General features: G+C 72.8%; 22 protein-coding genes. 5 read left to right on the forward strand and 17 right to left on the reverse strand.

Annotated features, from left to right (window positions below; all coding sequences use genetic code 11):
* The first annotated feature begins 26 nt into the window (after nt 1–26).
* Together IPL89_10170 and IPL89_10175 are read left to right on the forward strand one after the other, a co-directional pair.
* The gene (locus IPL89_10170; GenBank protein MBK9063544.1) at nt 27–2,714 is read left to right on the forward strand and encodes a S9 family peptidase; all 2,688 of its coding nucleotides are present in this window, start codon (nt 27–29) and stop codon (nt 2,712–2,714) included.
* A gap of 70 nt (nt 2,715–2,784) precedes the next feature.
* Entirely contained in the window at nt 2,785–3,030 is a 246-nt protein-coding gene (locus IPL89_10175; GenBank protein ID MBK9063545.1) for a hypothetical protein, read from the forward strand.
* A gap of 260 nt (nt 3,031–3,290) precedes the next feature.
* On the opposite strand, the gene IPL89_10180 is transcribed toward IPL89_10175, so the two are convergent.
* A complete protein-coding gene (locus tag IPL89_10180) occupies nt 3,291–4,157 on the reverse strand; it encodes a hypothetical protein (GenBank protein ID MBK9063546.1) in 867 nt (288 codons plus the stop codon).
* Nucleotides 4,157–7,264, reverse strand: a complete 3,108-nt coding sequence (locus IPL89_10185; GenBank protein ID MBK9063547.1) for a DEAD/DEAH box helicase — start codon at nt 7,262–7,264, stop codon at nt 4,157–4,159. The genes IPL89_10180 and IPL89_10185 overlap by 1 nt, the downstream gene beginning before the upstream one ends.
* On the opposite strand from IPL89_10185, the gene IPL89_10190 reads away from it, so the two are divergent.
* Complete coding sequence (locus IPL89_10190; GenBank protein ID MBK9063548.1) at nt 7,252–7,773, forward strand: hypothetical protein; 522 nt, start codon at nt 7,252–7,254, stop codon at nt 7,771–7,773. The genes IPL89_10185 and IPL89_10190 overlap by 13 nt on opposite strands.
* On the opposite strand, the gene IPL89_10195 is transcribed toward IPL89_10190, so the two are convergent.
* Genes IPL89_10195 through rsmI form a run of 3 tightly spaced genes read right to left on the reverse strand, consistent with a single transcriptional unit; the run spans nt 7,763 to nt 9,946 of the window.
* Nucleotides 7,763–8,674 carry a hypothetical protein gene (locus IPL89_10195; GenBank protein ID MBK9063549.1) on the reverse strand — a complete coding sequence of 304 codons (912 nt, stop codon included), beginning with the start codon at nt 8,672–8,674 and terminating at the stop codon, nt 7,763–7,765. The genes IPL89_10190 and IPL89_10195 overlap by 11 nt on opposite strands.
* The gene (locus tag IPL89_10200) at nt 8,658–9,272 is read right to left on the reverse strand and encodes a glycosyltransferase family 39 protein (GenBank protein MBK9063550.1); all 615 of its coding nucleotides are present in this window, start codon (nt 9,270–9,272) and stop codon (nt 8,658–8,660) included. The genes IPL89_10195 and IPL89_10200 overlap by 17 nt, the downstream gene beginning before the upstream one ends.
* Nucleotides 9,269–9,946: a 16S rRNA (cytidine(1402)-2'-O)-methyltransferase gene (rsmI, locus tag IPL89_10205; GenBank protein ID MBK9063551.1), complete on the reverse strand. Its 678-nt coding sequence runs from the start codon at nt 9,944–9,946 to the stop codon at nt 9,269–9,271. The genes IPL89_10200 and rsmI overlap by 4 nt, the downstream gene beginning before the upstream one ends.
* 50 nt (nt 9,947–9,996) lie before the next feature.
* Between rsmI and IPL89_10210 the strand changes: the two genes are divergently transcribed.
* Nucleotides 9,997–10,665 carry a hypothetical protein gene (locus tag IPL89_10210; protein ID MBK9063552.1) on the forward strand — a complete coding sequence of 223 codons (669 nt, stop codon included), beginning with the start codon at nt 9,997–9,999 and terminating at the stop codon, nt 10,663–10,665.
* On the opposite strand, the gene IPL89_10215 is transcribed toward IPL89_10210, so the two are convergent.
* Genes IPL89_10215 through prmC form a run of 5 tightly spaced genes read right to left on the reverse strand, consistent with a single transcriptional unit; the run spans nt 10,649 to nt 16,610 of the window.
* Complete coding sequence (locus IPL89_10215) at nt 10,649–13,012, reverse strand: lytic transglycosylase domain-containing protein (protein MBK9063553.1); 2,364 nt, start codon at nt 13,010–13,012, stop codon at nt 10,649–10,651. The two genes, IPL89_10210 and IPL89_10215, sit on opposite strands and share 17 nt — an antisense overlap.
* Nucleotides 13,009–13,365 carry a histidine triad nucleotide-binding protein gene (locus tag IPL89_10220; protein MBK9063554.1) on the reverse strand — a complete coding sequence of 119 codons (357 nt, stop codon included), beginning with the start codon at nt 13,363–13,365 and terminating at the stop codon, nt 13,009–13,011. The genes IPL89_10215 and IPL89_10220 overlap by 4 nt, the downstream gene beginning before the upstream one ends.
* A 7-nt stretch (nt 13,366–13,372) precedes the next feature.
* A complete protein-coding gene (gene murA / locus IPL89_10225; GenBank protein ID MBK9063555.1) occupies nt 13,373–14,659 on the reverse strand; it encodes a UDP-N-acetylglucosamine 1-carboxyvinyltransferase in 1,287 nt (428 codons plus the stop codon).
* A gap of 11 nt (nt 14,660–14,670) precedes the next feature.
* Nucleotides 14,671–15,750 (reverse strand): hypothetical protein, encoded by a 1,080-nt coding sequence (locus IPL89_10230; GenBank protein ID MBK9063556.1) that lies wholly within the window; start codon nt 15,748–15,750, stop codon nt 14,671–14,673.
* A complete protein-coding gene (gene prmC / locus IPL89_10235) occupies nt 15,747–16,610 on the reverse strand; it encodes a peptide chain release factor N(5)-glutamine methyltransferase (protein ID MBK9063557.1) in 864 nt (287 codons plus the stop codon). Before prmC ends, IPL89_10230 begins: the two co-directional genes overlap by 4 nt.
* A gap of 25 nt (nt 16,611–16,635) precedes the next feature.
* On the opposite strand from prmC, the gene IPL89_10240 reads away from it, so the two are divergent.
* Nucleotides 16,636–18,171, forward strand: a complete 1,536-nt coding sequence (locus IPL89_10240; protein ID MBK9063558.1) for a response regulator — start codon at nt 16,636–16,638, stop codon at nt 18,169–18,171.
* A gap of 3 nt (nt 18,172–18,174) precedes the next feature.
* Here the strand turns inward: IPL89_10240 and IPL89_10245 are convergent, their stop codons facing one another.
* From IPL89_10245 to IPL89_10275, 7 genes are read right to left on the reverse strand one after another with little or no spacing between them, the layout of a single operon-like run.
* Nucleotides 18,175–19,350, reverse strand: a complete 1,176-nt coding sequence (locus tag IPL89_10245) for a hypothetical protein (protein ID MBK9063559.1) — start codon at nt 19,348–19,350, stop codon at nt 18,175–18,177.
* A 29-nt stretch (nt 19,351–19,379) separates the two neighbouring features.
* Complete coding sequence (locus IPL89_10250; protein MBK9063560.1) at nt 19,380–19,799, reverse strand: DUF420 domain-containing protein; 420 nt, start codon at nt 19,797–19,799, stop codon at nt 19,380–19,382.
* On the reverse strand, nt 19,796–20,566 hold the full coding sequence (locus IPL89_10255; GenBank protein MBK9063561.1) for an ABC transporter permease: 771 nt from the start codon (nt 20,564–20,566) through the stop codon (nt 19,796–19,798). Before IPL89_10255 ends, IPL89_10250 begins: the two co-directional genes overlap by 4 nt.
* Nucleotides 20,563–21,534 (reverse strand): ATP-binding cassette domain-containing protein, encoded by a 972-nt coding sequence (locus IPL89_10260; protein MBK9063562.1) that lies wholly within the window; start codon nt 21,532–21,534, stop codon nt 20,563–20,565. Before IPL89_10260 ends, IPL89_10255 begins: the two co-directional genes overlap by 4 nt.
* Nucleotides 21,535–21,544: 10 nt before the next feature.
* Entirely contained in the window at nt 21,545–22,423 is an 879-nt protein-coding gene (gene cyoE / locus IPL89_10265) for a protoheme IX farnesyltransferase (GenBank protein ID MBK9063563.1), read from the reverse strand.
* A gap of 1 nt (nt 22,424) precedes the next feature.
* The gene (locus tag IPL89_10270) at nt 22,425–23,345 is read right to left on the reverse strand and encodes a COX15/CtaA family protein (GenBank protein MBK9063564.1); all 921 of its coding nucleotides are present in this window, start codon (nt 23,343–23,345) and stop codon (nt 22,425–22,427) included.
* Nucleotides 23,338–24,180 (reverse strand): carboxypeptidase regulatory-like domain-containing protein, encoded by an 843-nt coding sequence (locus IPL89_10275; GenBank protein ID MBK9063565.1) that lies wholly within the window; start codon nt 24,178–24,180, stop codon nt 23,338–23,340. The genes IPL89_10270 and IPL89_10275 overlap by 8 nt, the downstream gene beginning before the upstream one ends.
* Nucleotides 24,181–24,216 lie beyond the last annotated feature (36 nt).

The following is a 24,216-nucleotide window of genomic DNA, read 5'->3' on the forward strand; positions in this document are numbered from 1 at the left end:
GACCCCACACATTTGAGGAGGAATCCATGAATCCGTCGATCGTCCGAGCCCGCGTGGGCGGAATCCTGCTTGCGCTGGCCCTTTCCGTGCCTGCCGCGCTAGCCCATGCAGCGGCCCCGCCGCTGCTCGACCGCGAGCTGTTCTTCGGCAATCCCGAGATCGCCGGGGCGCAGCTGTCTCCGGACGGGAAGTACATCGCGTTCCTGAAGCCGTGGAAAGAAACCCGGAACGTGTGGGTCAAGAAGACGGGCGAAGGCTACGACAAGGCCCGCCTCGTCACGGCGGACCCGAAGCGCCCGATTCCCGGGTTCTTCTGGACCCGCGACAGCAAGAAGATCCTCTTCGTCCAGGACAAGGACGGCGACGAGAACTACAACGTCTACGCCGTCGACCCGGCCGCGACCCCGGAGGCCGGCAAGGAAGCGCCTCCCGCGCGCAACCTGACGGACGCCAAGGGCGCCCGCGTGGCGATCTACGCCGTGCCGAAGGCCGACCCGGACACGATCTTCGTCGGCCTGAACGACCGCGACGCCGCCTGGCACGACCTCTACAAGGTGAAGATCTCGACGGGCGAGCGGACGCTCGTGAAGAAGAACACCGAGAAGATCGCGGGCTGGGTGTTCGACAACGCCGGGGCGCTGCAGCTCGCCGCGCGGACGTCCGACAAGGGCGATACCGAGATCCTCCGCGTGGACGAAGGCGGGTTCAAGCTCGTCTACACCTGCACGGTCTTCGAGAGCTGCGGCCCCGCCCGGTTCCACAAGGACAACACGCGCGTTTACATGGAGTCGAACAAGGGCGAGCCGGACCTCGTCCGCCTCATGCTGTTCGACCCGGCGACCGGCAAGGAAGAGGTCGTCGAGACCGACCCGATGAAGCGGGTCGACTTCGGCAGCGCGATCTTCTCGGACGCCACGGACGAGCTCGTCGCGACCTCCTACGAGGACGACCGCACGCGCATCTACTTCCGCGACAAGAACTGGGAGGCCGACTACAACCTCCTCAAGAAGAAGCTCGGCGACAAGGAAGTCCTCCCGAACTCCTCGACGGCCGACGAGAGCGTCTGGCTCGTGACGGCCTCGAGCGACACGGACCCGGGCTCGCGCTACCTCTTCGACCGCAAGACGAAGAAGCTCAGCCTCGAGTACGTTTCCCGCGAGCGGATCCCGCGCGAGCACATGGCCCCGATGAAGGCCATCCGCTACAAGTCGTCGGACGGGCTCGAGATCCCGGCGTACCTGACGCTCCCGAAGGGCGTCGACGCGAAGAACCTGCCGCTCGTCGTCTTCCCGCACGGCGGCCCGTGGGCGCGCACGACCTGGGGCTTCAGCAACTACGCCGAGTTCCTCGCGAACCGCGGCTACGCCGTCCTGCAGCCGAACTTCCGCTCCTCGACCGGCTACGGCAAGAAGTTCCTGAACGCCGGCAACAAGCAGTGGGGCGACCTCATGCAGGACGACCTCACGTGGGGCGTCAAGCACCTCGTCGCCCAGGGCGTCGTCGACCCGAAGCGCGTCGCGATCATGGGCGGCTCGTACGGCGGCTACGCGACGCTCGCGGGCGTCGCCTTCACGCCGGACCTCTACGCGGCCGGCGTCGCCATCGTCGCGCCGTCCAACCTCCTCACGCTTCTCGAGACGATTCCGCCTTACTGGGAGTCCGGCCGCGTCATCTTCCACGCGCGCATGGGCGACCCGACGACGCCCGAGGGCAAGAAGCAGCTCGAGCGCCAGTCGCCGCTCAACTCCGCGGCGAAGATCAAGACGCCGCTTCTCGTCGTGCAGGGCGCGAACGACCCGCGCGTCAAGAAGGCCGAGTCCGAGCAGATCGTGATCGCGCTGCGCGACCGCGGCTTCCCGGTCGAGTACATCCTCGCGCCCGACGAGGGCCACGGTTTCGCGCGGCCCGTGAACAACATGGCGATGATGGCGGCGGCCGAGGCGTTCCTCGCAAAACGCATCGGCGGGCGCTTCCAGGAGGGCGGAACGCCCGAGGTCGTCGCGAGGCTCAAGGAGATCACGGTCGACCCGAAGACCGTCGTCCTCGCGAAGAAAATCGACGGCGCGATCATCACCGCGCCGAAGCCGGTCACGGATCTCAAGCCCGCGACGCTCGCCTACCAGGGCTCGATCGCCGCGCAGGGCCAGAACATCCCGATCGGCGTGACGCGCACGATCAAGGAGGACGGCGCGACGTGGGTCGTGACCGACACGACGAAGATGCCGATGGGCGAAGTCTCGGACACGACGACGCTCGATAAGGGCACGCTCCTCGTCTCGAAGAGGCAGGTCAAGCAGGGCCCCATGACGATCGAGGTCGCGTTCGCGGGCGGCAAGGCGACCGGAACGGCTGCCATGGGAGGCGAGCCCAAGCCGATCTCGGCGGACCTCGGCGGCCCGGTGTTCGCGGACGGAGCGGGCTCCTGGGACGTCCTCGCGCAGCTCCCGCTCGCGGAGGGCTACACGGCGACGTACCGCAACTTTGACGTCCAGAAGGCCAAGGGCACGCTCAAGCAGATCAAGGTCCTCGGCGCCGAGGAGCTCGCCGTGCCAGCCGGGAAGTTCAAGACGTGGAAGGCCGAGGTCACGTCCGCCGAGGGCGACCCCGGCTCGACGACGATCTGGGTCGCGCAGGACACGCGCCGCGTCGTCAAGACGAGCTCCGTAGTGCCGCAGATGGGCGGCGCGACGGTGACGTCGGAGCTCCAGCCGTAATTTCGCGCGCCGAGGGGTGCGGTGGAGCACCCCTCGGCCGAGCCTCCGAAGCGTAGAATCCGGACGAGAAATGGACCCGCTCGGCGCGCTCGAGTACATGAACCGGGACTGGGCGCTCGTGGCCGAGTCCAAGGAACGGTACTGGCGCGAGCGGCTCGCCCGCCTCGGCCCGGCCGAGGCCCTCCGCGTGGCCGGCGAGCTCAGGCGGCAGGCCCGCGCCGTGCGTTCCGATTGGCCATCGGCGGCGGATCGGGCCGATGATCTCGCCGCCCACGTGCGCCTCGCGGAGCTCTTTCGTCGTGCCGGCGCTGTCTGATACCGGTAGGCTGCTTCGCGATCTCGCACGCGTCCTGCGGGAAGGCCGCCGTCGCTGGTACGTCTTCGGCGCGCAGGCGGTCATTGCGCACGGCCTTCCGCGGGCGACCGCGGACGTCGACGTGACGTTGAAGTTGGATCCGGAGGATCCGGCGCGTTTCGTGGACGAAATAGAATCAGGCCCGTCCCGATTGCCCTGAGCAACGCCCCGCAAAAGCTTGCGTCTTCACCTTCTAGGGAATTCCCCGGGTCTTCCGGCAATCATCCACGTCCGCCGGCCCGGCGCCATTCCCAGTCCGCGAGGCGCTCGCGGGCGCCGAGCCCGATCGCGCGGTGCAGCTCGAGGAGTAGACGCGACGCCTCGGGATCGTGCAGGGGCGGCGGGCCGAGGCGCGTGAGGACGGCCTCCGGATGTTCGGGAGGCGCGAAGACGGTTCGCAGCGCGGCCGCCGGCTCGGCCGGCCGGTAGAACAGCTCCGGCTTCTCCAGGACGGCCGCGGGCAGAGGCTCGGGCGGCTCCTCGGGCCGGCGCGGGCCGTCCGGCTCGTCGTCGGGCCGTACGGCTCCCGACGGCGCCGGGCGCCGGCGCGCCCGCTGAAGGCCCGCGAGGAGCTCCTCGCGCGGCAGGCCGCGCAGCAGGAAAACGAGGAAAGGATCGTCGGCGAGCGCGTCTCCGAGGAGCACCGCGGCGGCGCCCGCGTGGACGCACGGGAGCGGCGCGTCGCACGTGCAAAGGGCGACGAGCTCGTCGGCCGTCGCGGGCAGGAGCGTCCGCCCCGTTCCGGCGAACGCGGCCTCGACGTCGTCCGGGATGCGCCCGGCCAGGAGGTCCGCGGCGAAACGCGCGCGTGCCGCCATCGACGAGAGCGCCTTGCGGAGCGCGGCAGGCGGAAGCGGCTTGAGCGAGAGGCGCGCCTCCTCGCAGTGGCCGTCCGCGCGGCGGAACTCGGAGCGGGCGCCGCTCTTTGCGACCTCGAACGAGACGACGGCGCCGCCGAGCGCGGCTTCGCGGCCGTCCACGAGCGCCTCGTCCCATCCGAACGAGGCGAGGCGCGCGAGGAAGCGGAACGCCCAGCCCGAATCCGGCGCGGCGGCGCGCGGGACCCGGACCCTGTGGCGGCGAGGCATCAGTGGCCCTCCGAGACCGCGGTGTCCGCATCGAGCGCGACGAGCGCGGCGAGCTGGTCGTCCGACATCCCGGCAATCCAGTGCTCGCCCGCGCCGACGATCGAGCGCGCGAGGTGCTTCTTGTCCTCGATCATCCGGTCGATCCGCTCCTCGAGCGTGCCGCGGCAGACGAACTTGTGGACCTGCACGTGCTGCGTCTGTCCGATCCGGAAGGCGCGGTCCGTCGCCTGTTCCTCGACGGCCGGGTTCCACCAGCGGTCGACGTGGAAGACGTGCGAGGCGCGCGTGAGGTTGAGGCCCGTCCCGCCCGCCCGGAGCGAGAGCACGAAGAACGGCGGCGGGTCGTCGTCCTCCTGGAAGCGGCGGACCATCTCGGCGCGCGCGCGCCGCGGGACGCCGCCGTGCAGGAACAGGACCTCGCAGCCGAAGCGCTCCTTGAGCGCCGCGACGAGGAGGTGGCCCATCTCGGCGAACTGCGTGAAGAGGAGCGACGGGCTCTTCTCCGCGAGCGTCTCTTCGCACATCTCGAGCAGCCGCGCGATTTTCGCGCTCCTCCCGTCCAGCCGGCCGTCGCCGAGGAAGAGCGCCGGGTGGTCGCAGATCTGCTTGAGGCGGAGGAGCAGGAGCAGGATCTTCGCCTTGCGCGTTCGCTTGTTCGCGCGCCCGATGCCCGCGAGGAGCGAGCGCGTCGTCGCGCGGTAGAGCGCGGCCTGTTCGCGCGTGAGGCCCGTGTACTCCTTCGTCTCGATCTTCTCGGGGAGGTCCGGCACGACGCCCGGGTCCGTCTTCGCGCGCCGCAGGAGGAACGGTGCCGTGACGTTGCGCAGGCGGGCCGCGGCCTCGGGCTCGCGCCGCCGTTCGATCGGGACGACGAAGTGGCGGCGGAAGGAGTCGTCGCTCCCGAGGAGGCCGGGGTTCAGGAAGTCGAAGATGGACTTGAGCTCCGCGAGCCGGTTCTCGACGGGCGTGCCCGTGAGCGCCGAGCGACGTGCGGCCTTGAGGCCGCGCACGGCGCGCGACTGGGCGGCCGCGGGGTTCTTGACGTTCTGCGCTTCGTCCAGCGTCAGGTACTCCCAGTTCACCTCGGAGAGCAGCGCGCGGTCGCGGTGCGCGAGCGCGTACGTCGTGACGAGGAGGTCGACGTTCGAAAGGAGATGCCGGAACGCCTCGCCGCTCGCGCGCCCGGGGCCGTGGTGGACGGCGACCCTCAGCGACGGCGCGAAGCGCGCGGCTTCGGACACCCAGTTCTCCGCGACCGAGGTCGGGCAGACGAGGAGCGACGGGCCGATCCTCTCGCCGGCCTCCTGGGCGCTGAGAAGCGTCGCCAGGAACTGGATCGTCTTGCCGAGGCCCATGTCGTCCGCGAGGCAGGCCCCGAGCCCGCGCGTCAGGAGGAAGCGCAGCCACGCGACGCCGCGCATCTGGTACGGCCTGAGGACGCCCGTGAGCCCGCGCGGCGGGGTGAAGGCGCCGATCTCCTTGCGCGCGACGTCGGGGTCGAGAAGGCCCGAGAGCCAGCCCTCGCCCGCGACGCCGTCCACCGAGGCTCCCGCGCCGTCCGGGTCGAGGCCTCCGGCGAGGCGCAGCAGCTCGCCGAGCGTCGTGCGGCCGCCGGGGCGCCGGTCGAGGATGCGGCGGGCCTGCTCGAGGTGCTCGCGGTCGAGGAGCACCCACTCGCCGCGCACTTCGACGAGCGGCATCTGCCGCGCCGCGAGGTCCTCGAATTCGGCCGCCGAGAGGAGCGCGTCGCCGACGGCGACCTTCCAGTCGAAGTCGACGAGCGTGTCGAGGCCGAAGCGCGTGACGCCGGGGTCGGACGTCGCGCCTCCGCCCTCCTTCGCGACGAGGCGGAGCGAGACGCGCTGGAGCGCGCCGCCGCCGGGCAGGCGCACGGCGACCCCGGCCTCGCCGAGGAGCGGCGCCTCCTCCGACAGGAACTTCCACGTCTCCTCGGGCGAGAGCTCGACGCCCGTCGGGTGGCGCTCCTCGAGGCTGCGGCGGACGGCGGGCGAGAGCGACGCGGCGGCGCCGAGGCGGGCGAGGAGCGTGTCCTGCAGGTTGGAGAAGAGGCGCCCGCGGCGCCGCACCGCGGTCTCGGGCGACTCCCAGATCTCCTCGGCCGTCAGCGCGATCTCGTCCTTCTCCGTGGACTCGAGGGCGAAGGAGAGGGCGAAAGAGCCGCCGACCGACTCGGGCGGAACGACGCGGATGCCGAGGCGGAGCGAGCCCTCGGGCAGCGGGTCGAGGACCGGGAGGCTCCATTCCGCGAGGCGCGAGAGGACCGCGGCGTCCGCCGCCGGCGCGGGCGTCTCGGCGAGGCCGGCGACTGCGAGCGCCTCCGGGCCGTCGCCGGCGCGGCGGCGCTCGGCGGGAAGGACGTCGCGGAGGACGTCGCGCGCGGCCGCGTCCACGCCCGCGTCGAGGAATCCCTGCAGGACGGCCGCGGCGGGCGGGAGGCCGCCCTCGGTCGAGGGCGCGGCGCCCTCCTCCGAGAGCGCGCGCGACACGGGCGGCAGCGCGGCGGCGAAGCGCCGGAAGCGCTCCTTCTCGTGGGGATCCGTCAGGACCGGCCGCCAGCGCGGGCGCCCGCCGTCGGCGGTGGGCGCGACGCGGCGGCGCAGGAGGAGGTCGTACGTCCAGCGCGCGACCTCCGACCAGTATTCGAGGTCGTCGCCGGCCGTCAGGGAAAGCGGCCTGACGCGCAGGACCGCCGGCAACGCGAGGAGCGCCTCGAGCGCCTCGACGGGCGCGAGGACGATGCCCTGCAGCAGGAACGTCTTCAGGACGGGCGCGCCCGGAGCGGCGTAGTCCGCGGGCTCGCGCAGGGCCGGGACGGACGGCACGGGCCGCCCGTGGACCGCGGGCGCCACGAGGGCGAGGGCCGCGATGCGGGCGCGGGACGCCGGGAGGAAGCCGGCGAGGCCCTCGTCGCGCAGGGCCGCCTCCACGTCCTCCGCCGGGACGGCGCGCGGGTGCGCGTCGCGCGCGTCGCGGGTGACGTAGGAGCCCTCGGCCCAGAACGCGAAGCCGGAGGGAAGCGGGGAGCCGTGCAGGACGATCAGAGCCGTCCATTGTCGGGTATCCTCCGCCCCCGATGAAAGCCCCAAGATCGCACGAGCTTTTCCGGCTGCTTTCGGCGGCCGAGGTGTCCACCTTCGTCGAGACGGCCTGCGGGGACGACGAGCTGCCCGAGAAGATCGCCGGCGCCGTCCTGACCTACCAGCAGATTCCCCTGAAGCGCTTCTCGAAGCTGCCGGAGGAGACGCGGCGGGCGTACGTGCGCCGGACGCTCCGCGACAAGCGCGCCGAGGACCTCGCGCTCTACGTCCTGTCGGCGGCTCTCACGCGCAAGCACGCCGCGCTCATCTCGGCGTTCCTCGACGCCGTGAAGCTCCCGCACGAGGGGGCGAGCCTGACGACCGAGGGCGAGATCCCGCAGCCTTCCGCGCCGGTTCTCGCCAAGGGCGTGGACGCCGTGCTCGAGAAATGGCCCGCCCGCGACGTGTCGCTCTACCTGCACGCCTTCGCGGCGCAGCCGGACGTCGACTGGCCGCTCCTCGACGAGAAGCTCGTCGCGGACCCGCGCCTCGCGCTCGCCGACCGTTCTACGGAGTAGCGCGCTCGAGGAGGCGCGCGCCCTGCGGAGGCGGGGCCGCCGCTTCCTGGAATCCGCCGGGCGTCCAGGCGTCGAACGCCGGGTTCCTCTCGACGAGGAGCGTCGCGACTTCCGGAGGCGGAGCCGCCCGCCGGGCGTCGAAGGGGACGCCGAAGAACTCGACGACCGCCGTGCGAGTCCCGTGGGTGAGGTAGCGGACGACGCTGGCGTCGCGAGAGACGACGCACCACACGGGGCCCGTCCCGGCGGCGAGCCGCGCTCGCTCGCCGATCGCGGTCGCGGCCTGCGCGACGAACGGGGGCGGGTCGGGGCGCGCGAGAGCCTTGAAATACGAGGAGATCGAGAAGGCGCCACCGAGGAGGAGAGCGAGCGGCACAGCGGCGCGCCACGGCACGAGCCGCGTGAGCGGGCCCGTCCCGCGTCCGGCGAGCGCGAGGAGGATGGGGGCGAGGATCAGGAGCCGCGAAAGGCTGGGTCCCGCCGGAGCAAGAACGGCGAGAGCGAGCGCGAGCGTGCCGAGGAGGAAAACCTCGGGGCCCTCCCATTTCCCTCGCAGGGTCCGGACGAGGCCGATTCCCGCGAGGAACGTGACCCAGAGAGGGAGAGGGTTCAATCCGGCCGCGGAGAACGTCGCGCTCACGCCGTCTGCGTCGAACGCCGCTCCGGTCCCCGCCTGGCCCCGGTACGCGTCTGGGAATCCGAACGGAAGGGCGAGCGTCGCGCGGACGTTCGCGGCCCGGTCCCCGGCGCCGCCGACGTAGACGTACCGCCCGCGCTCGAGGAACTCCTTCGGGTGAGTCGCAAGAAACGCGAGGTTCGGGAGGGAGAAGAGGAAGATTCCTAGAATGGCAGTACCGGCGGCCCGGCGACTCTCGCTGCGGTTCTCAGGAGCGGCCCGCAAAGCGTGCACAGGCCGCGGCGGCGACGACGGCGATCGGCAGCGCGCGGCACGTCGTGTAGACGTATGCGCCGAGTGCAGCGACGCCCCCCGCGAGGAAGAACGCGCGGGGCCGCGCACCGGCCTTCGTCGCACGCGCGACGAGGAGACCGGTGAGGGCGCAGAAGAGCGCCGCGGCGGCGACGCGCAGGCCCGAGCGGCCGTAGTGAAAGAGCCACGGAGACCCGGCCGCGAGCAGGAAGCCGGTCGCGGCGGAGCTCCCGGGTTCGAGCTCTCGCACGAGGAGCGCCAGTGCCAGGGCCGTGAGCACCGCGGCGGCGGCGCTCGGGATCACCGCGGCCGCGACGGTGGGGCCGAGGAGCGTCGCGGAGAGGCCCATGACGTAGAGCCAGAGCGTCTCGGCCGAGTACCCGAGCGTCGAGGTCATGACCTCGAGCCTTCGCCCCTCGACGAGCGCGAGTCCCTTGAGCATCTCCTCGGCCGTGTCGTTGACGATTCCGTCGGGCACCGAGCGGAATCGGAAGAGGAGCAGCGCGGCGTAGCCGAAAGCCGCGGCTCCGAGTGCGAGGCGGCCGCGGCGCGAGAGCAGGGAGTCGGTCACACGGGCGCGGGCGCGACCGCGATGACGATCTCGCCCTTCACGGCGGGCCGGCCCGCGAGCGTGCGCGCGACTTCGGAGGCTCTCCCGCGCAGGACCTCCTCATGGAGCTTCGTGAGCTCGCGGCCGAGGGCGACGGGCGGGTCGCCCCACGCGGTCGCAAGAGCCCCGAGGGACTCGACGACGCGGAACGGAGACTCGAAGAGGACGGCCGTTCCCGCACGGGCCGCGTGGGCGGCGTACCAGCGGTCGCGCTCGCCGCGCCGCGACGGCGGAAACCCGAGGAACGTGAACGGAACGGCCGGGAAGCCCGATACGGACAGGATTGCGAGGACGGCCGAGGGGCCCGGAATCGCCTCCACGCGGTGCCCGGCCGCGGCGGCGGCCGCCACGAGCCGCTCGCCCGGGTCCGAGACGAGCGGCGTCCCCGCGTCCGAGACGAGCGCGAGCGTCTCGCCCGCCTCGAGGCGCCGGAGGGCCTCGTCGACGCGCGCGTGCTCGTTGTGGCCGTGACAGGAGACGCGCGGGGTCGTCAGGCCGTGGCGCGCGAAGAGGTTCCCCGTGCGGCGGGTGTCCTCGCAGTAGACGACGGAGGCGTTCGCGAGCGCGTCCTTCGCGCGCGGCGAAAGATCATCGAGGTTTCCGATCGGCGTCGCGACGACGAGGAGGCGGCCCATGCGCCCATTGTCGCAGCGCCGGCCCCGCGGCGCCTGCTAGCATCGCCCCCGTGTTCGGCGTCCTCGCGGCGTGGCTCCTCGCGGCTCAGGCCCCCGCGCCGCCCGCGCCCTCGCCGACGCCGCTCCCGGGCACGGTCGTCCTCGACCGCATCGCCGCCGTGGTCGGCGACGACCTGATTTTCGAAAGCGAGCTGCGGAAGCTGACGGGCGTCGGCTACCTGCCCCGCGAGGCGGGCGAGTCGGACGCCGCGTACCGCGACCGCGTCCTCTCGACGCGCGTCGTGGAGGTGCTGCGGGATCGCCAGCTCCGCAAGACGGGCGGAATCGAGCCGAAGCGCGAGGAGGTCGAGGCCCGCGTCGCCGCCCTCGAGGCCCGTGTCGTGAAAGAGCGCGGCGAGACGGTCGACGCGATCCTCGCGCGTGCCGGCGCCACGCGCGACGACCTTTCCCTCTTCGTGAAGCGCGGGATGGCGCTCGAGAGCTTCGTGAGGGAGCGCCTCTCGCCCGGGATCAAGACGACGGAGGCCGAGCTGCGCGCGTACTACGACGGTCCGTTCCGCGAGGAGGCGCGCGCGAAGGGCCTCGCGTCGCTGCCGCCTTACGAGGACGTGTCGGAGCAGATCCGCGAGCTCGTGCGCGAACGAAAGCTCAACGCCGAGATCGAGCGGTGGACCGAGCAGCTGCGCGCCGAGACGCGCGTCCTCATTTACCGCCGCTGACGGGCGGGCGAGGCTCGGACATCCGGTAGAGGATCCGGTTGGAGAGGACGCGGCGCACGTACGTGCGCGTCTCCGGGTAGCTGATCGACGCGAGGAGCGCCTCGACCGGGCGCTGCGCGCCGCCCGCCCAGAGCGCCGTCTGGCCCGCGCCCGCGTTGTAGCCCGAGGCGGCGAGCGCGTCGTCGCCGTCGAAGCGCACGAGGAGGTTCTTCAGCGTGCGCGCGCCGAGGCGCAGGGAGCGAGCGGGGTCGTAGAGGTCCGCGTAGGCGGGAGGGCTCTCGTTCAGCTCACGCGCCGCGTCGCCGGCCGCCGGCAGCGTGAGCTGCATGAGGCCGCGGGCCGCCGCCGGGGACGCGGCCTCGCGGTCGAAGCGGCTTTCCTGGCGCATGACGGCGTAGAGCAGCTCGCGCGGCACGCCGCTCTGGTCGGCCGTCTCCGAGACGAGCCGGTCGAAGGGACGGGGCGCGAGGCCGCGGAGGATCGAGCGGGGAGCGAGGTCCAGGAGGAAATCGACCGGCACGATCCGGTCGAGGGCCGCCGCGGCGTCGAGGGCCGCGGGGCCCGCATCCGCGGCCTCGGCGAGCCGCGCCGCGACGAGGCTGCCGAGGATCGTGTCGAGGCGCGAGGCGTCGCGCACGATCGGCTCGGCCTCCTCGGGCAGGCCGAGCTGGAGGAGGCGGCAGGCGGCCGCATCGCCGCAGAGCGTGGGGAGCGCGTCGTCCGCAAGGTCGGGCGCGAGGAGCACGCTGGCGTAGAGAGGCAGGGCGTGATACGCGACCTTCAGGAGGTCGCGCGCCGCCGCGTCGCCGAGGACGGCCGGCGGGAGGAGGCCGAACTTCGCCTCCGCGGCGCGCCCCGCCCGGAGCAGGGCCTCGCCGCGCACGCGGGCCGCGCGGAGGAACGCCGCGCGCGGCGCCTCCGGCAGCGAGGTCATCCGTTCCCGCGCGAGCTCGCCCACGGCGGTCCACGGGCGCGAGGCGAGGATGTCGGAGTAGCCCTGGAGCGCGCCAGGGACGCTTCCCGAAGCCTCCGCGACGCGACCCCGCCAGAACGGGAGCTCGCTCTTCCAGGGCTCGGACAGCCGGCGGGCCTGCGCAAGAGCCGCGACGGGCGCGAGGGCGCGCCGCGCCCCGGCCCCGTCGCCCGTTTCCGCGTAGCGCTCGGTCAGATGGAGGAGGCCTTCGACGCGTCCGGGCTCACGGGCCAGCGTGGGGCGGAGGAGGATTTTCTCGGCGTCGGCGAGGTGGCTGCGCCGCATCTCGAGGCGCGCGCGCTGGAGGGCCGCGAGGCCGGACGGCCCGACGCGGCCGGCCTCGACGCGCTGGAACTCCCGCGCGGCCCCGTCGAGATCATTCAGCTTTTCGAGCGCCGCGCCGAGGTTGAAGCGCACGCGCGCGAAGAACGCCGCCGTGCCGGGAGAATCGTCCTTCTTCTTCGCGGGCGGCCTCTTGCGAGCGGGCTCCGCCTCGAGGATCGAGCGGAACGCGGCCGCGGCATCCGCGAAGCGCCCGCGCGACGCCCGCATGCGACCGAGGTCGAAGCGCGCGCCCCACCGCGCGGCCGCGTCGCCGCCCGCCTCGGCGCGGCGGTCGCCCTCGGCGAGCAGACGCTCGGCGAGGTCGAGGTCGCGCTGCGCCTTCGCGGTCTCGACGAGGAGCGGGAGCAGGCGGTCGGGCACGTCCTTCGGCTCGCGGCCGCGCATCTCGCGGGCGAGGACGACGGCCGCCGCGTCGTCGCGCCGCGCCTCGCGCAGAAGGCCCTCACGGAGCGCCGCCGCACCGGCGGAATCCCCGGCCTGGTCGAGCGCCTCGGCGCGCAGCGCCGCGAGGCGGCGTTTTTCGCGCGGGGCGGCCGGCGGGTGCGCGGACACGAGCCGCTGGAGGGCGGCCGCGTCGAGGCGCGTTTCGAGGGCGTCCAGCGCGATGCGCAGCGCGCGGCGCGAGACGGCGCCGCCCTTTCTCTGGAGCAGCGGAAGGAGAAGCTCCATCGCGCCGAGGCCGTCGCCCGCCTCGAAGCGCAGGGACCCCGACGCGAGGCGCGCGGGGACGTCGAAGAGGTCGTCGGGTGAAACGTAGCGCTCGAAGAGCGGAATCGCCGCGTCCCGGCGGCCCGTGGACGCCAACGCACGCGCGGCGAGATAGTCGAACCGGCCGTCCGCGTAGCGCTCGGGTGCGTCGGCCTTCAGGGCGGCGAGGCGCTCGAGGACCTCGTTCCACCTGCCGGCCCGCGCCGCGGCGGCGAGCGCCTGCTCGCGCCCGGCGTCCGCCGAAGGAGGTGCGGCGGAAACCGTCGCGGCGGACGTGAGGGCGAGGCCGAGCGCGGCCGCGCGGAGGAAGCCGAGCCTCAACCGGGAGGCCAGGCGAACGAGCGCCCGCCCATGAGGTGGAAGTGCAGGTGGAAGACGCTCTGGCCCGCGTCCGGCCCGTCGTTCGCGACGACGCGATAGCTCGAGAGGCCGAGCGTGCGCGCGATCTCCGCCACCGCCGCCAGACAAGCTCCGAGAGCCTCCGCGTCCGCCGCCGTCGTGCCCGAGAGGGCCGCGACGTGCACCTTCGGAATCACGAGGACGTGGGTGGGCGACTTCGGCGCGACGTCGTGGAACGCGAGGACGCGGTCGTTCTCGAACGCGATCTTCGCGGGGATCTCGCGGCGGCCGATCCGGCAGAAGAGGCACGTGGGGTCGTCGAACGTCTGGCTCACGGCGGGATTATCCGTCGATCCGCTCGACGCGCGCGCCGAGGCTCCGGAGGCGCCCGTCCATGTCCGCGTACCCGCGGTCGAGGTGGTAAATGCGCCGGACGCGCGTCTCGCCCTTTGCGACGAGGCCCGCGAGGACGAGAGCCGCCGAGGCGCGCAGGTCCGAGGCCGTGACGGGCGCGCCCTCGAGGGGCGCTGGCCCGCGCACGATCGCGGTTCGCCCGTCCAGCCGGATGTCGGCCCCGAGGCGCAGGAGCTCGCCCGCGTGGAGGAAGCGGTTCTCGAAGATCGTCTCGGTGATCCGGCTCGTGCCCGTGGCCTGCGTCATGACCGCGAGGAACTGCGCCTGCAGGTCCGTCGGGAAGCCTGGGTGCGGCTCGGTCGTCACGTCCGTGGCCACGAGCGGTCGCGGCGCGCGGACGCGGACGCCGCCCGTCGTCGTCTCGACCTCGGCGCCCGCGCGGACGAGCGCGTCGAGGAACGCGCCGAGGTCCGCCGCGCGCGCGCCCGTCACGGTGACGTCGCCGCCCGTGATCGCGCCGGCGGCGAGGTACGTGCCGGCCTCGATGCGGTCCGGCACGACGGCGTGCGGCGCCTCGCCGGTGCCGCCGAGGCGGTCGACGCCCTCGACCGTGATCGTCGGCGTCCCCGCGCCCGAGACGCGCGCGCCCATCCGGACGAGGAGGCGGGCCGTGTCCTCGACCTCGGGCTCCCGCGCGGCGTTCTCGATGACGGTCGTCCCCCTCGCGAGCGCCGCGGCGAAGAGAACGTTCTCGGTGCCGGTGACGGTCTGCGTCGGGAAGCGGACGGTCGCGCCCGTGAGGCGGCCGCGGGCGGGCGAGACGCGCGAGACGTGCGCGTGGATGTAGCCCTTCTCGACCGCGACGCGCGCCCCCATCGCCTCGAGCGCCATGAGGTGGAGGTCGACGGGCCGGAGGCCGATCGCGCAGCCGCCGGGGAGCGAGACGCGCGCCTCGCCGAAGCGGGCGACGAGCGGGCCGAGGACGAGGATTGACGCGCGCATCGTGCGCACGAGGTCGTACGGCGCCTCGGTCGACGTGACGCGCGAGGCGTCGAGGACGACGCGGCCTGGCGCGGGATGCGCGAGGGAGACGCCCATGCCCGCGAGGAGGCGCTCCATCGTCCGGACGTCCGCGAGGTCCGGCACGCCGTCGAGGGCGACGGGCGCGTCCGCGAGGAGCGCGGCCGCCATCTCCGGGAGCGCCGCGTTCTTCGCGCCGCTCGCGGCGACGGAGCCTTCGAGGCGCACCGGGCCTTTCAGGAGGAACGCGTCCACGGCGGAGGAGTCTAGCGGCTCGGCGGGGCGGAAGCGGGGTTCGAGCCGAGGAATGTGCGCGTGCGGTCCGCCCAGGCGCCGCCGGGAAGGAACCTGCGCTCCCTGAGGGAGTGGACGCCGACCCACGTCGGATGGACCGTGTCGTACGCGTCCTCGGCGTCCGGCCGAGGCCACGAACCGTCGGGCCGCTGCGTTTCGAGAAGAAGGCGCGCGAGCCGGCAGACGTCCGGGTCCGCGTCGGTCGCTCCCGTCTGCCGGAGCACGTCGGCGATCTCGGCTCCGGCCTCCGTGTCGCGCGACGCGAGGAGCCGGGGGACCTGCGCGCGCAGGTACGGGAGGATCGCGCCGAGGCTCGCGGGGTCGATCCGGATGCGCGAGTAGTCCGACAGGACGTAGGCGACGTGCGTCGCGAGGTAGAAGTCGTCACCGGCGCGCTCGTCGTCTCCGGTGCCGAACGACGCATACGGCCGAACGAGCGCGAACCGCAGGACGTCGCCGAGCCCGAGCGCGGGGGCGGGCAGACCGGGAAACGCGGCGCGCGCCCGCTCGACGGTGTACGCGGCGATGAGGAGGTCGTAAAGCGCGTCGCCGTCGAGGGCGTCGAGGCGCGACGGTTCGATGCGGGTGCCGAAGTACGTCACGTCGGGATCCCGGCCCTCGAGGCGGGAGGAGACCGAAGAGAGAAGACGAAGAGAAGATTTCTTTGAAAGGTGAAGACGGCGGGAGTCGGGCAGGAGCGAGAGGGCGCCCATGAGGCTTTCGCGGGCGTCGAGACCGCCGGGTTTCGCGTAGTCCCGCGCGAGCGGGGCTGCGAGGCGCCGCGCCTCGCGCATTGCGCGTCGCGCGACGTCCGGATCCGCGGCCGTCTCCCCGAGCTCGAGAAAGATCGAGACGGCATCCGTCCCGAGAGCCGCCCTTCTCTCTTCACCTTCAAAGAAAATCTTCAAATACGCCGTTCCCCTCCGCACCGCTTCGTGCCGCGCGGGGGCGAGCGTGCCGCAGGGAATCTCGGCCGCGGACGCGATTTCCGCCCGCAGCGACAAGGCAATCGCGATCGCGACGGCGATGCGCGCGGGGCGGCGCTCCGTCACGCCCGGATCGCCGTGGCCGTGCGCGGGATGCCCGCCGCGTCGAGGCGGATGCGCTCGAGCCGGAAGAGAGGCGCGGCCTCGACGAGGGCCGAGACTTCGTTCGCCTGGCTGTAGCCGAACTCGAAGACGAACGGCCGGCCCTTCTCGAGGAACGGCGGGAGCGCCGCGAGGATCACGCGCAGCGGGTCGAGCCCGTCCGCGCCGCCATAGAGCGCGAGGCCGGGCTCGTATTCGGAGACGGTCTTCGAGAGGTGCGGCTGGTCCGTGAGCGGGACGTACGGAGGATTCGCGACGACGAGGTCGAAGCGCGCGCCGCTTCCAAGAGCCGACAGCCAGTCGGACGCCACGACACGAACGCGCTCCGCCACGCCGTGGCGCCGCGCGTTCGCGGCCGCGAGAGCGAGGGCGCCAGGGGACCGGTCGAGCGCGAGGACGCGCGCGCGCGGGCGCTCGAGCGCGAGAGACACCGCGAGGACGCCGCTTCCCGTCCCGAGGTCGGCGAGGCGCACCGCGTCCGGCGCGGCCCGCCGGGCTTCCTCGACGATCCCCTCGGTCTCGCCGCGCGGGATGAGCGCGCGCGGGTCGACGGCGAAGGTGCGGCCGAGGAACTCCCACTCACCGAGGAGGTACTGCAGCGGCTCGCCGGCGGCGCGCCGGGTCACGAGGTCGTCGTACGCGGCGGTGGCGGCCCGTTCGGCCGGCTCGCGCCGGCGGGCGTGAAACCACGAACGGGGACGTCCGGCGGCGCGGGCGAGCAGCTCCTCGGCCTCGAACGGCGCGTGGTCGCGGCCCGACAGCCGGGCGCGCGCGCTCGCGAGGAGGTCGGACCACGTGGCGGCGGAGGATTCGGGTTCGGTCATCGCGTCCGGGTTCTAAACTGGGGCCATGCCCGGCCCGAGGATTCTCGTCTTTTTCGGCCTGCTGCTGGTTGCCGGGGGCCTTTTCGTCGCCCCGGCGGCCGCCGTCGCGCCGGGTGCGCTGCTCGCCGGGCTGGGCGGGATCCTGATCCTCATCGCCTCGTACCGGGACGGCGGGGGGGCCGCCCGCGAGGCCGCGACGGGCGTGAGGGCGGCTTTCGGGCCGGCGCTCGACGCGCTCGAGACGCTCGCCGTCTTCACCGTCGACCGCGACGGCAGGGTCGGGTACGTGAACCGCGGGGCCATCCGCGTCTTCGGGAAGCCCGCGCGCGAGCTCGAAGGCCGCCCGGCGGGAGTCGTCGCGTACTCGGAGGCCGAGGACCCGGAGATCGTCGAGGCGCTGCGCGAGGTCTTCGAAACGGGCCGGCCGACCGCCGCACGCCGGCTGCTCCTCCACGCCGGGGGCGGTCCCCGCGTCGAAAGCGTCGTCACGATGACGCCGGTCGTGCGCTACGGAAAGGTCGTCGAGGTTGCCGTCTTCAGGGCCGACACGAAGGGCGGCGCGCCTCTCGAGCGGCACGGCCGGCTCCTCGACTCGGTCCCGGCCGGCCTCCTCGGGGTGGACGCCTCGGGCCGGATCGACGCCGTGAACCGCCGCCTCGCGGACCTCCTCGGGCGCCGCGCGGATGCTCTCGAGGGCCTGGACGTCGCCCGGACCGAGGTCCTCCCGGAGTCGGTGCGCGCCCTGCTCCGCGCGCACGCCGTGCGCGCCGCCGGCACGACGCCGCTCTCGGCCGGCGAGGAGGAGTTCGTCCTCGTCACGCCGGAGGGCGCCTCGCGGCCGACCCACGTCCTCGTCTCGCCGCGGGCCGGAGGCGGGGCCGACGCCGTGTTCATCGACGGCGCCTCGCGGCGCCGCCTCCGGACCGAGCTCGAGGCCTCGCGTCAGGCGCTCTTCGCGGCGCGGGAGGCCGCGGCGGAAGCCATCGTGACGACGACGCACGACCTGAGGGCGAAGATCGCGCGCATCGTCGAAGCCGCGCGGCGCTCGACGGACGAGAGCTCGGGGCCGATCCAGCGGAGCGCGGCCACGGCCGAGCTGAAGGCGTCGACGGAGCAGCTCCTCGCCCGCGTGGAGGCCGACGCGGCGGAGGCGCTCACGCCCGAGGCCTTCGGAAGCGGTGGCGGGCGCCCGACCGTGCTTCTCGTCGAGGACAACGAGGAGAACCGCGAGCTCCTCGCGCACATGCTCAGATCGCGCGGCGCCGACGTCCTCGCCGTGGGCACGGGCCGCGAGGCCGTCGAAGCCGCGGCGCGCTTCAGGTTCCGATTCGTCCTCCTCGACCTCCAGATGCCGGAGATGGACGGCTTCCAGGTGCTCCGTCGCCTCCGCGCCCTGCCGGCAGGCGCCAGCCTGCCCGTCGTCGCCCTCACGGCGCTCACCTCCGACCTCGTGAAGGAGCGCTGCGAGGCCGAGGGGATGGACGACTTCGTGTCCAAGCCCGTCACGCTCGCGCGCGTCGGCGAGCTCGTCGCGAAGTGGGGCAGCCGCCTGGACGTCTGAACGTCACTTCGCGGGCTGCATGAGCTGCCAGTTCCCGGTGCCGCCGGCGTTCGGGTTGAAGCCCGCGTCGTTGGAGTGCTGGTAGCCGCCCTGCCCGTCCGTCCAGTGGTACTTCTCCGTGTAGGAGTGCTCGGACGTGCCCCAGTACGGGTCCTGCATGCGCTCGGTGCCGCGGATGTACTGGGAGAAGTTGTCGTTCACGCGGTCCATTGCCGCGTTGCGCGAGGCGCGCTGCGCGTCCATCGACGCGATCATCCGATCGTTGTTCGCGCTGATCTGCCGGCTGAGCGCGCCGGCCGCCGCGATCTGCGAGTAGCCCGCGGCGAGGTTCCGGTTGAACTGCGCCGTGAGCTGGGCCTGCACCTCGTCGCGGCGCCTCTCCCAGGCCGGATCCGGCCGGAACGAGGAAACGATGAATCCGAGGAGCGGGTGGAGCGCGTCGAGGCGCCCGTCCCGCGCGCCCATGCTGTGCGCGTACGCGAGGATGCGGTGGTTCTCGTACGAGGTGCCCTGCGGGCCGTGGTACGGGATGCGGTTCCCGCCGAGGACGAGGAAGAACTCTTCGTCGACGGGATGCCCGTCCTGCTCGTAGCGCACGCGGGCCGCGACGGAGTCGCCCGGGAAAGCCGGCTTGCCGAGCGCGACCGCGAGGTTCGGGATCGGGCGGAAGCCGACGACGTGGAAGTTCCGCGCGCCGGGGCGCGCGCGTGCGATGAGCCACGTCATCGCGTCCTTCGCGCCGATGCCGGGGCGATGGATCATCCCCAGTGACTTCGCCCCGACGCGCGTCGAGCGGTCGGGCGGCTCGAGCCAGTAGAAGCACTCGGCCGGGTACGTCTCGAGCCAGGCCGAGCCGTCGGGCGCGGCGATCTTCGCGGACCACTGGAACGGCCAGCTGGAGTTCGCGTACGCCCATTCCGTCCGGGCTGCCGCGTTCCAGCCGTCCGGGACGGCAAAATACCCGACGGCGAGTCCGCCCTGCTGGCGGTCCGCGACCGGCCAGCCGTGGAAGGTGGGCTTCCCGAAGCGCGCCAGGAGGCCGCCCGGGGCGGCTGGGGGAGCAACGGCGGGGGTCGTTGGGCCGGGGCCGGTTTTGGAATTGCGAGCCGGGCGAGAGCAGCCCGAGAGCAGGGAATACAGCGCGAGAGCGGCGGCCGGGAGCGTCCGGAGTCGGGGCATGAAGGGCCTCCTCCTTCAGAAACGCGGAATTACCAGCTCATCCGGTACAGCATCACGTAGACGACGACTCCGGTCACGGAGACGTAGAGCCAGATCGGGAGCGTCCAGCGGGCGAGGCGGCGGTGCCTCTCGAAGCGCCCCTTCCAGGCGAGGACGAACGTCGTCACGGCCATCGGCGCGACCGCGGCCGCGAGAACCGTGTGCGTCAGGAGGATCCCGAGGTAGAGCGTCCGCGCGCCGCCCGTGCCCGGGAACCGCACGCTCCCGACCTGCGCGTGGTAGACGAGGTACGACGTCAGGAAGACGGCCGAGCAGACGAAGGCGGCGATCATCGTGCGGCGGTGCGCCTCGCGGTTGCCGCGCCGGATGAACGTCCATCCGACGACGAGGAGCACGGCGCTCGTCGCGTTCAGGAAGGCGTTGAGGGTCGGAACGTCGCGCAGGGTCATCGGGGCGCCTTTCCGCCGCGCCGCTCCGGTCCGGACGGCAGCTTCGCGACCACGGCCGTCGCGGCGGCGAACATGACGACGGCGAACGCCGCCGTCACCGCGACGGAGAGGCCGAGGGACGGCAGCGACTCCGAAGCCCCGCCGAGCGCGCGGCGGAGAGCCGCGACGCCGTACGTGAGCGGGTTGACGGCCATGGCGGCCCTCAGCCATGCGGGCGCGCCGTCGACGGGGAAGAACGACCCGGAGAGAAGCCACATCGGGATCAGGAAGAGATTCATGATCGCGTGGAAGCCCTGCGTCGACTCGAGGGACCACGCGATCGCAAAGCCGAGGGACGTCAGCGCGAACGCGAGGAGGACGAGGACCGCCGCGGCGCCGAGGAGGCCGCGCGGGTCTGCCGAGAGCCCGGCCACGGGGACGAGGACGAGAAGCGGGAGGCCCTGCAGGAGGCCGAGCACGCTGCCGCCGAGGATCTTGCCGAACGCGATCGACGCCGGAGCGACGGGCGCGACGAGGACGCCCTGCAGGAAGCCCTCGCGGCGGTCCTCGATGACGGAGATCGTCGCGAAGATGGCCGCGAAGAGGACGACGAGGACGACGGTCCCGGGGAAGAAGTAGCCGAACGAGTCTCCGCGGAACGAGCCCTTGAACCCCGAGCCGACGAGGAGCCACATGACGAGCGGCGGCGCGACGGCGCCGACGACGCGGCTCTTCTGCCGGAGGAACCGGACGATCTCGCGCTTCGCGAGGGCGAGGCCGGCGCTCACGCGGGGACTCCCGCGGGTTCCTCGGCGTCGGCCTCGCGGAACGCGCGGCCGGTCCTGTCGATGAAGACGTCCTCGAGGGACGGCGCGCCGAGCGTGAGCGACCGGAAGCGGCCCGGGAACGCCTCGACGAGGGCGGGAACGAACGTGTGCGCCTGTGGGCGCTCGACGCGGACCGTCTTTCCCACGGCCGCGACCTTGCCGGCCTCGGCGCCGAATCGCGCCGAGATCTCGCGCGCCAGCGCGGGCGCGCCGCCGTCCTCGCGCGCCTCGACCGTCACGACGTCGCCGCCGACCTCGGCCTTCAGCGCCGCGGGCGCGCCGAGCGCGACGAGGCGCCCGCGATCGAGGATGCCGATGCGGTGTGCGGCGTCGGCCTCGTCGAAGAGGTGCGTCGTGAGGAGGACGGCCGTGCCGCCCTTCGCGAGCTGGGTGAGGAGCGCCGTGAGATCGCGGCGGGCGCCGGGGTCGAGCCCGGTGGAGGGCTCGTCGAGGAGCAGGACCGGCGGCGCGGCCAGGAGCGCCTTGGCGATCTCGACGCGGCGCGCGAGGCCGCCCGAGAGCGTCTCGACGAGGTCCCCGGCGCGGTCACGGATCGAGAACGCCCCGAGGAGCTCGTCGATCCGGGCGGTGAGCCCGGTGCCGGACATGTTCAGGAGCGCGCCCTGCAGCGCAAGGTTCTCCTTCACGGTGAGCTTCCTGTCGAGGCCGGGCGCCTGGAAGACGACGCCCAGCTTGCGGCGCACCGCCCTCGCGTCCGAGGCGGGATCGAGCCCGTCGATCCGGAACGACCCGGACGTCGGTTTCAGGAGCGTGGCGAGGATGCGGAAGAGCGTCGTCTTGCCGCCGCCGTTCGGCCCGAGGAGGGCGAAGATCTCGCCGCGCGCCACCGAGAGCGTGGCGCCGTCCAGGGCGAGGCGCGCGCCGTACGCGCACGAGAGCGCGGCGGTTTCGACGGCGGGAGCGGTCACGCGCGGCGCGTCAGACCCGGTCGGCGACGAGGAGCGCAAGCACGGCCGGGAGCCAAGCGATGGAAGCGAGGAACAGCGATTTCGCCCGGCCGTCCGTGACCTCGCGGGCGAACTTCAGAGACGCGTTGAGGAACAGAAGAGTCATCGCGAAGGCCCCGAAGGCGTAGACGAAGCCCGCGGAGCCGACGAGCGACGGGAGGAGGCTGATCGGGAGGAGGACGGCGGTCCACACGAGCGTCTGGCGCGCCGTGGAGCGGCCCGACGGGTCCACGACCGGCAGGATCACGACGCCGGCCTTTGCGTAGTCCTCGCGGTGGCGCCAGCCGATCGCGAAGAAGTGCGGGAGCTGCCACACGAAGAGGATCGCGAAGAGCGCGAGCCCCGGAAGGCCGATGGCGCCGCCCGCGGCGGCCGTGAAGCCGCCGAGCGGAGGGAGCGCGCCGGGGATGGCGCCGACGATCGTCGAGGCCGGCGAGCGCGTCTTCATGGGCGTGTAGACGAGGACGTACGAGACGAGCGTGAACGCGGCGAGGGCCGTCGTCACGGGGTCCGTGAAGATCCAGAGCTCGAGGAGCCCGGCGAGGGACAGCGCCCCCGCGAAGAGGGCGGCGCCGGTGATCCCGAGGAGACCCGAAGGAAGCGGACGAGAGGCGGTGCGCGCCATCCGGCCGTCCAGCTCTTTCTCCCAGACCTGGTTGAACGCGCTCGTGCCCGAGGCGACGAAGGCCGTGCCGAGAAGCGTGTGCAGGAGCAAGAGGACGTCCATCCCCGAGAGGGGACCCTTCGTGCCGGCCACGAAGCCGACAAAGGCCGTCATCACGACGAAGACCGTGATGCGCGGCTTCGTCAGGGACACGTAGGCGGCGAGGGAGCGGCTCAGAGAATGCACCTCAATCGCGCGCGAGCTTATCCGAAAATCCGGCTGCGAGTGCGACGGACGCGAGGACGCCGATCACCCAGCAGAGGGCCCCCACGGCGAGGTGGGCGACCGTCAGGGGCACGGCTTTCGCGGACCAGATCGACGAGGCGCCCAGAAAGGCCTGCAGGCAGACGAGGCCGGCCCACGAGGCCCCGAGAGTTGGGAAGATGGGGCCGGGAAGCGCCGAGAGCGCCCGGGCCGCAAACGCGACGAGGACGACCACGACGAGCGCGCCGAGGCGGTGGGCGAGGTGGATCGGGACGCCGGGACGGGAGATTTCTTCGAAAGTGGGGAGAAGGCCGCCGAACGAGGTGGGGAAGTCCGGGATCGCGAGGCCGGCGCCCGTGTGGCGCATGACGGCCCCCACGACGATCTGCAGATACACGGCTGCGGTCGCCAGGACGACCCAGCGGAACGCGCCTCTCGCCTTTTCACCCTTCGAAGAAATCCGAAGAACTTCCCAGGTCTTCGAGCACATGAGCGCGACCACGGCCGTGAGGGCGAAGACGATCTCGGCGAGCGCCGCGTGCGCGGAGGAGACCGCGGGAGGCAGGAGAAACAGAACCGTCAATCCGCCGAGGAGAGCCTGCAGCAGGATCGCCGCAAAGGCGACCGCCGCCAGGACCTTCACGGTCTTTCTTCCTTTCAGAAGAAAAAGAAGCGCGCCGAGCTCCAGCCCGACGAGCGTGGAGACGGCCGCCGCCACGAGCCGATGCCCGTGCTCGTAGAGGATGCCTCCCACCATCGGCGGCATCACTTTCCCGTACGAGAGCGGCCAGTCCGGGACCGCGAGCCCGGACTGGGTGGACGTGACGAGGGCGCCGGCGATCAGGAGCAGGAAGACGCAGGCCGCGACGGTCCGGGTCGCGATCCTGAGGAACGCCTCAGGCACCGGCCTTGAACGTGAACGGCACCGCCTTGGAGTCCGTCGCGCCCACCGTGACCTGCTGCGTCTGCGTGCCGAACTTCTCGTGCCACGCCTCGATCGTGTACGTGCCCGCCGGCAGGTCCTTGATCGTATACGTGCCGTCGGCGGCCGTCACCGCGAAGAACGGGTGCGCGACGACGCCGCAGAACGCCGACATCCAGCCGTGGACGTCGCACTTGATCCGGACCATGACCTCGGGCTTGTCGAACTTCTTCGTGTACTTCATCCCCTGCACGGGCATCCCGAGGTTGAACGCCTCGTTCTTCTCGGGCAGCGAGTGGATGTTGTGGAGCGTGGGGTCGCTGTTCAGGATCTCGATGTTCTGGCCCGTGACGACGCCGAAGACGTGCGGGTGGTACGTGCAGCCCTTCTGATCGATCACGGCGGCGGTCGTCGGCGGCGGGTACGTGCCGGAGATGCCGGTCTTCACGTACACGAAGACGTTCGCGAGACCCTTGTCGGCCGCGATGACGACGTCCTCCCGGGCGACGTCGCCCGGATGCGACTTGGCGCAGAACGCGTCGGCGGACATCTTGAACTTCTCGGCTGCCGGGACGGCGCCGTCGAAGACGATCTTGCCCGTAACCGACGCGGCGCCCGTGGCGCCGGCGGCCGGTCCGGCCGCGGCCGCGGAAGCGGCGGCGGGAGCGGCGGCGTCTTTCGGGGCGCCGGCGGCGCGCGAGGACTTCGGGCGGTCCTCGTCGTCGTCGTTGCCGCCGCAGCCCGCGAGGGCGGCGGCGCCGACGAGAACGGCGGCGCAGAGGGGGGCGAAACGGAAACGAAGCGTGGAACCGGTCATGCGGGCTCCTTCGGGGACGGAATATTCTCGCGACGA

The organism is Acidobacteriota bacterium, assembly GCA_016716715.1.
Classification (GTDB): domain Bacteria; phylum Acidobacteriota; class Thermoanaerobaculia; order UBA5066; family UBA5066; genus Fen-183.

Excerpts from the sequence above, each read along its gene's own strand:
- IPL89_10250 (MBK9063560.1), bottom strand. The coding sequence starts at position 19,799 with ATGACCCTGCGCGACGTTCCGACCCTCAACGCCTTCCTGAACGCGACG.
- rsmI (MBK9063551.1), bottom strand. The coding sequence starts at position 9,946 with ATGGGCCGCCTCCTCGTCGTCGCGACGCCGATCGGAAACCTCGATGAT.
- IPL89_10180 (MBK9063546.1), bottom strand. The coding sequence starts at position 4,157 with ATGCCTCGCCGCCACAGGGTCCGGGTCCCGCGCGCCGCCGCGCCGGAT.
- IPL89_10175 (MBK9063545.1), top strand. The coding sequence starts at position 2,785 with ATGGACCCGCTCGGCGCGCTCGAGTACATGAACCGGGACTGGGCGCTC.
- IPL89_10170 (MBK9063544.1), top strand. The coding sequence starts at position 27 with ATGAATCCGTCGATCGTCCGAGCCCGCGTGGGCGGAATCCTGCTTGCG.
- prmC (MBK9063557.1), bottom strand. The coding sequence starts at position 16,610 with ATGACCGAACCCGAATCCTCCGCCGCCACGTGGTCCGACCTCCTCGCG.
- IPL89_10240 (MBK9063558.1), top strand. The coding sequence starts at position 16,636 with ATGCCCGGCCCGAGGATTCTCGTCTTTTTCGGCCTGCTGCTGGTTGCC.
- IPL89_10275 (MBK9063565.1), bottom strand. The coding sequence starts at position 24,180 with ATGACCGGTTCCACGCTTCGTTTCCGTTTCGCCCCCCTCTGCGCCGCC.
- IPL89_10190 (MBK9063548.1), top strand. The coding sequence starts at position 7,252 with ATGAAAGCCCCAAGATCGCACGAGCTTTTCCGGCTGCTTTCGGCGGCC.
- IPL89_10245 (MBK9063559.1), bottom strand. The coding sequence starts at position 19,350 with ATGCCCCGACTCCGGACGCTCCCGGCCGCCGCTCTCGCGCTGTATTCC.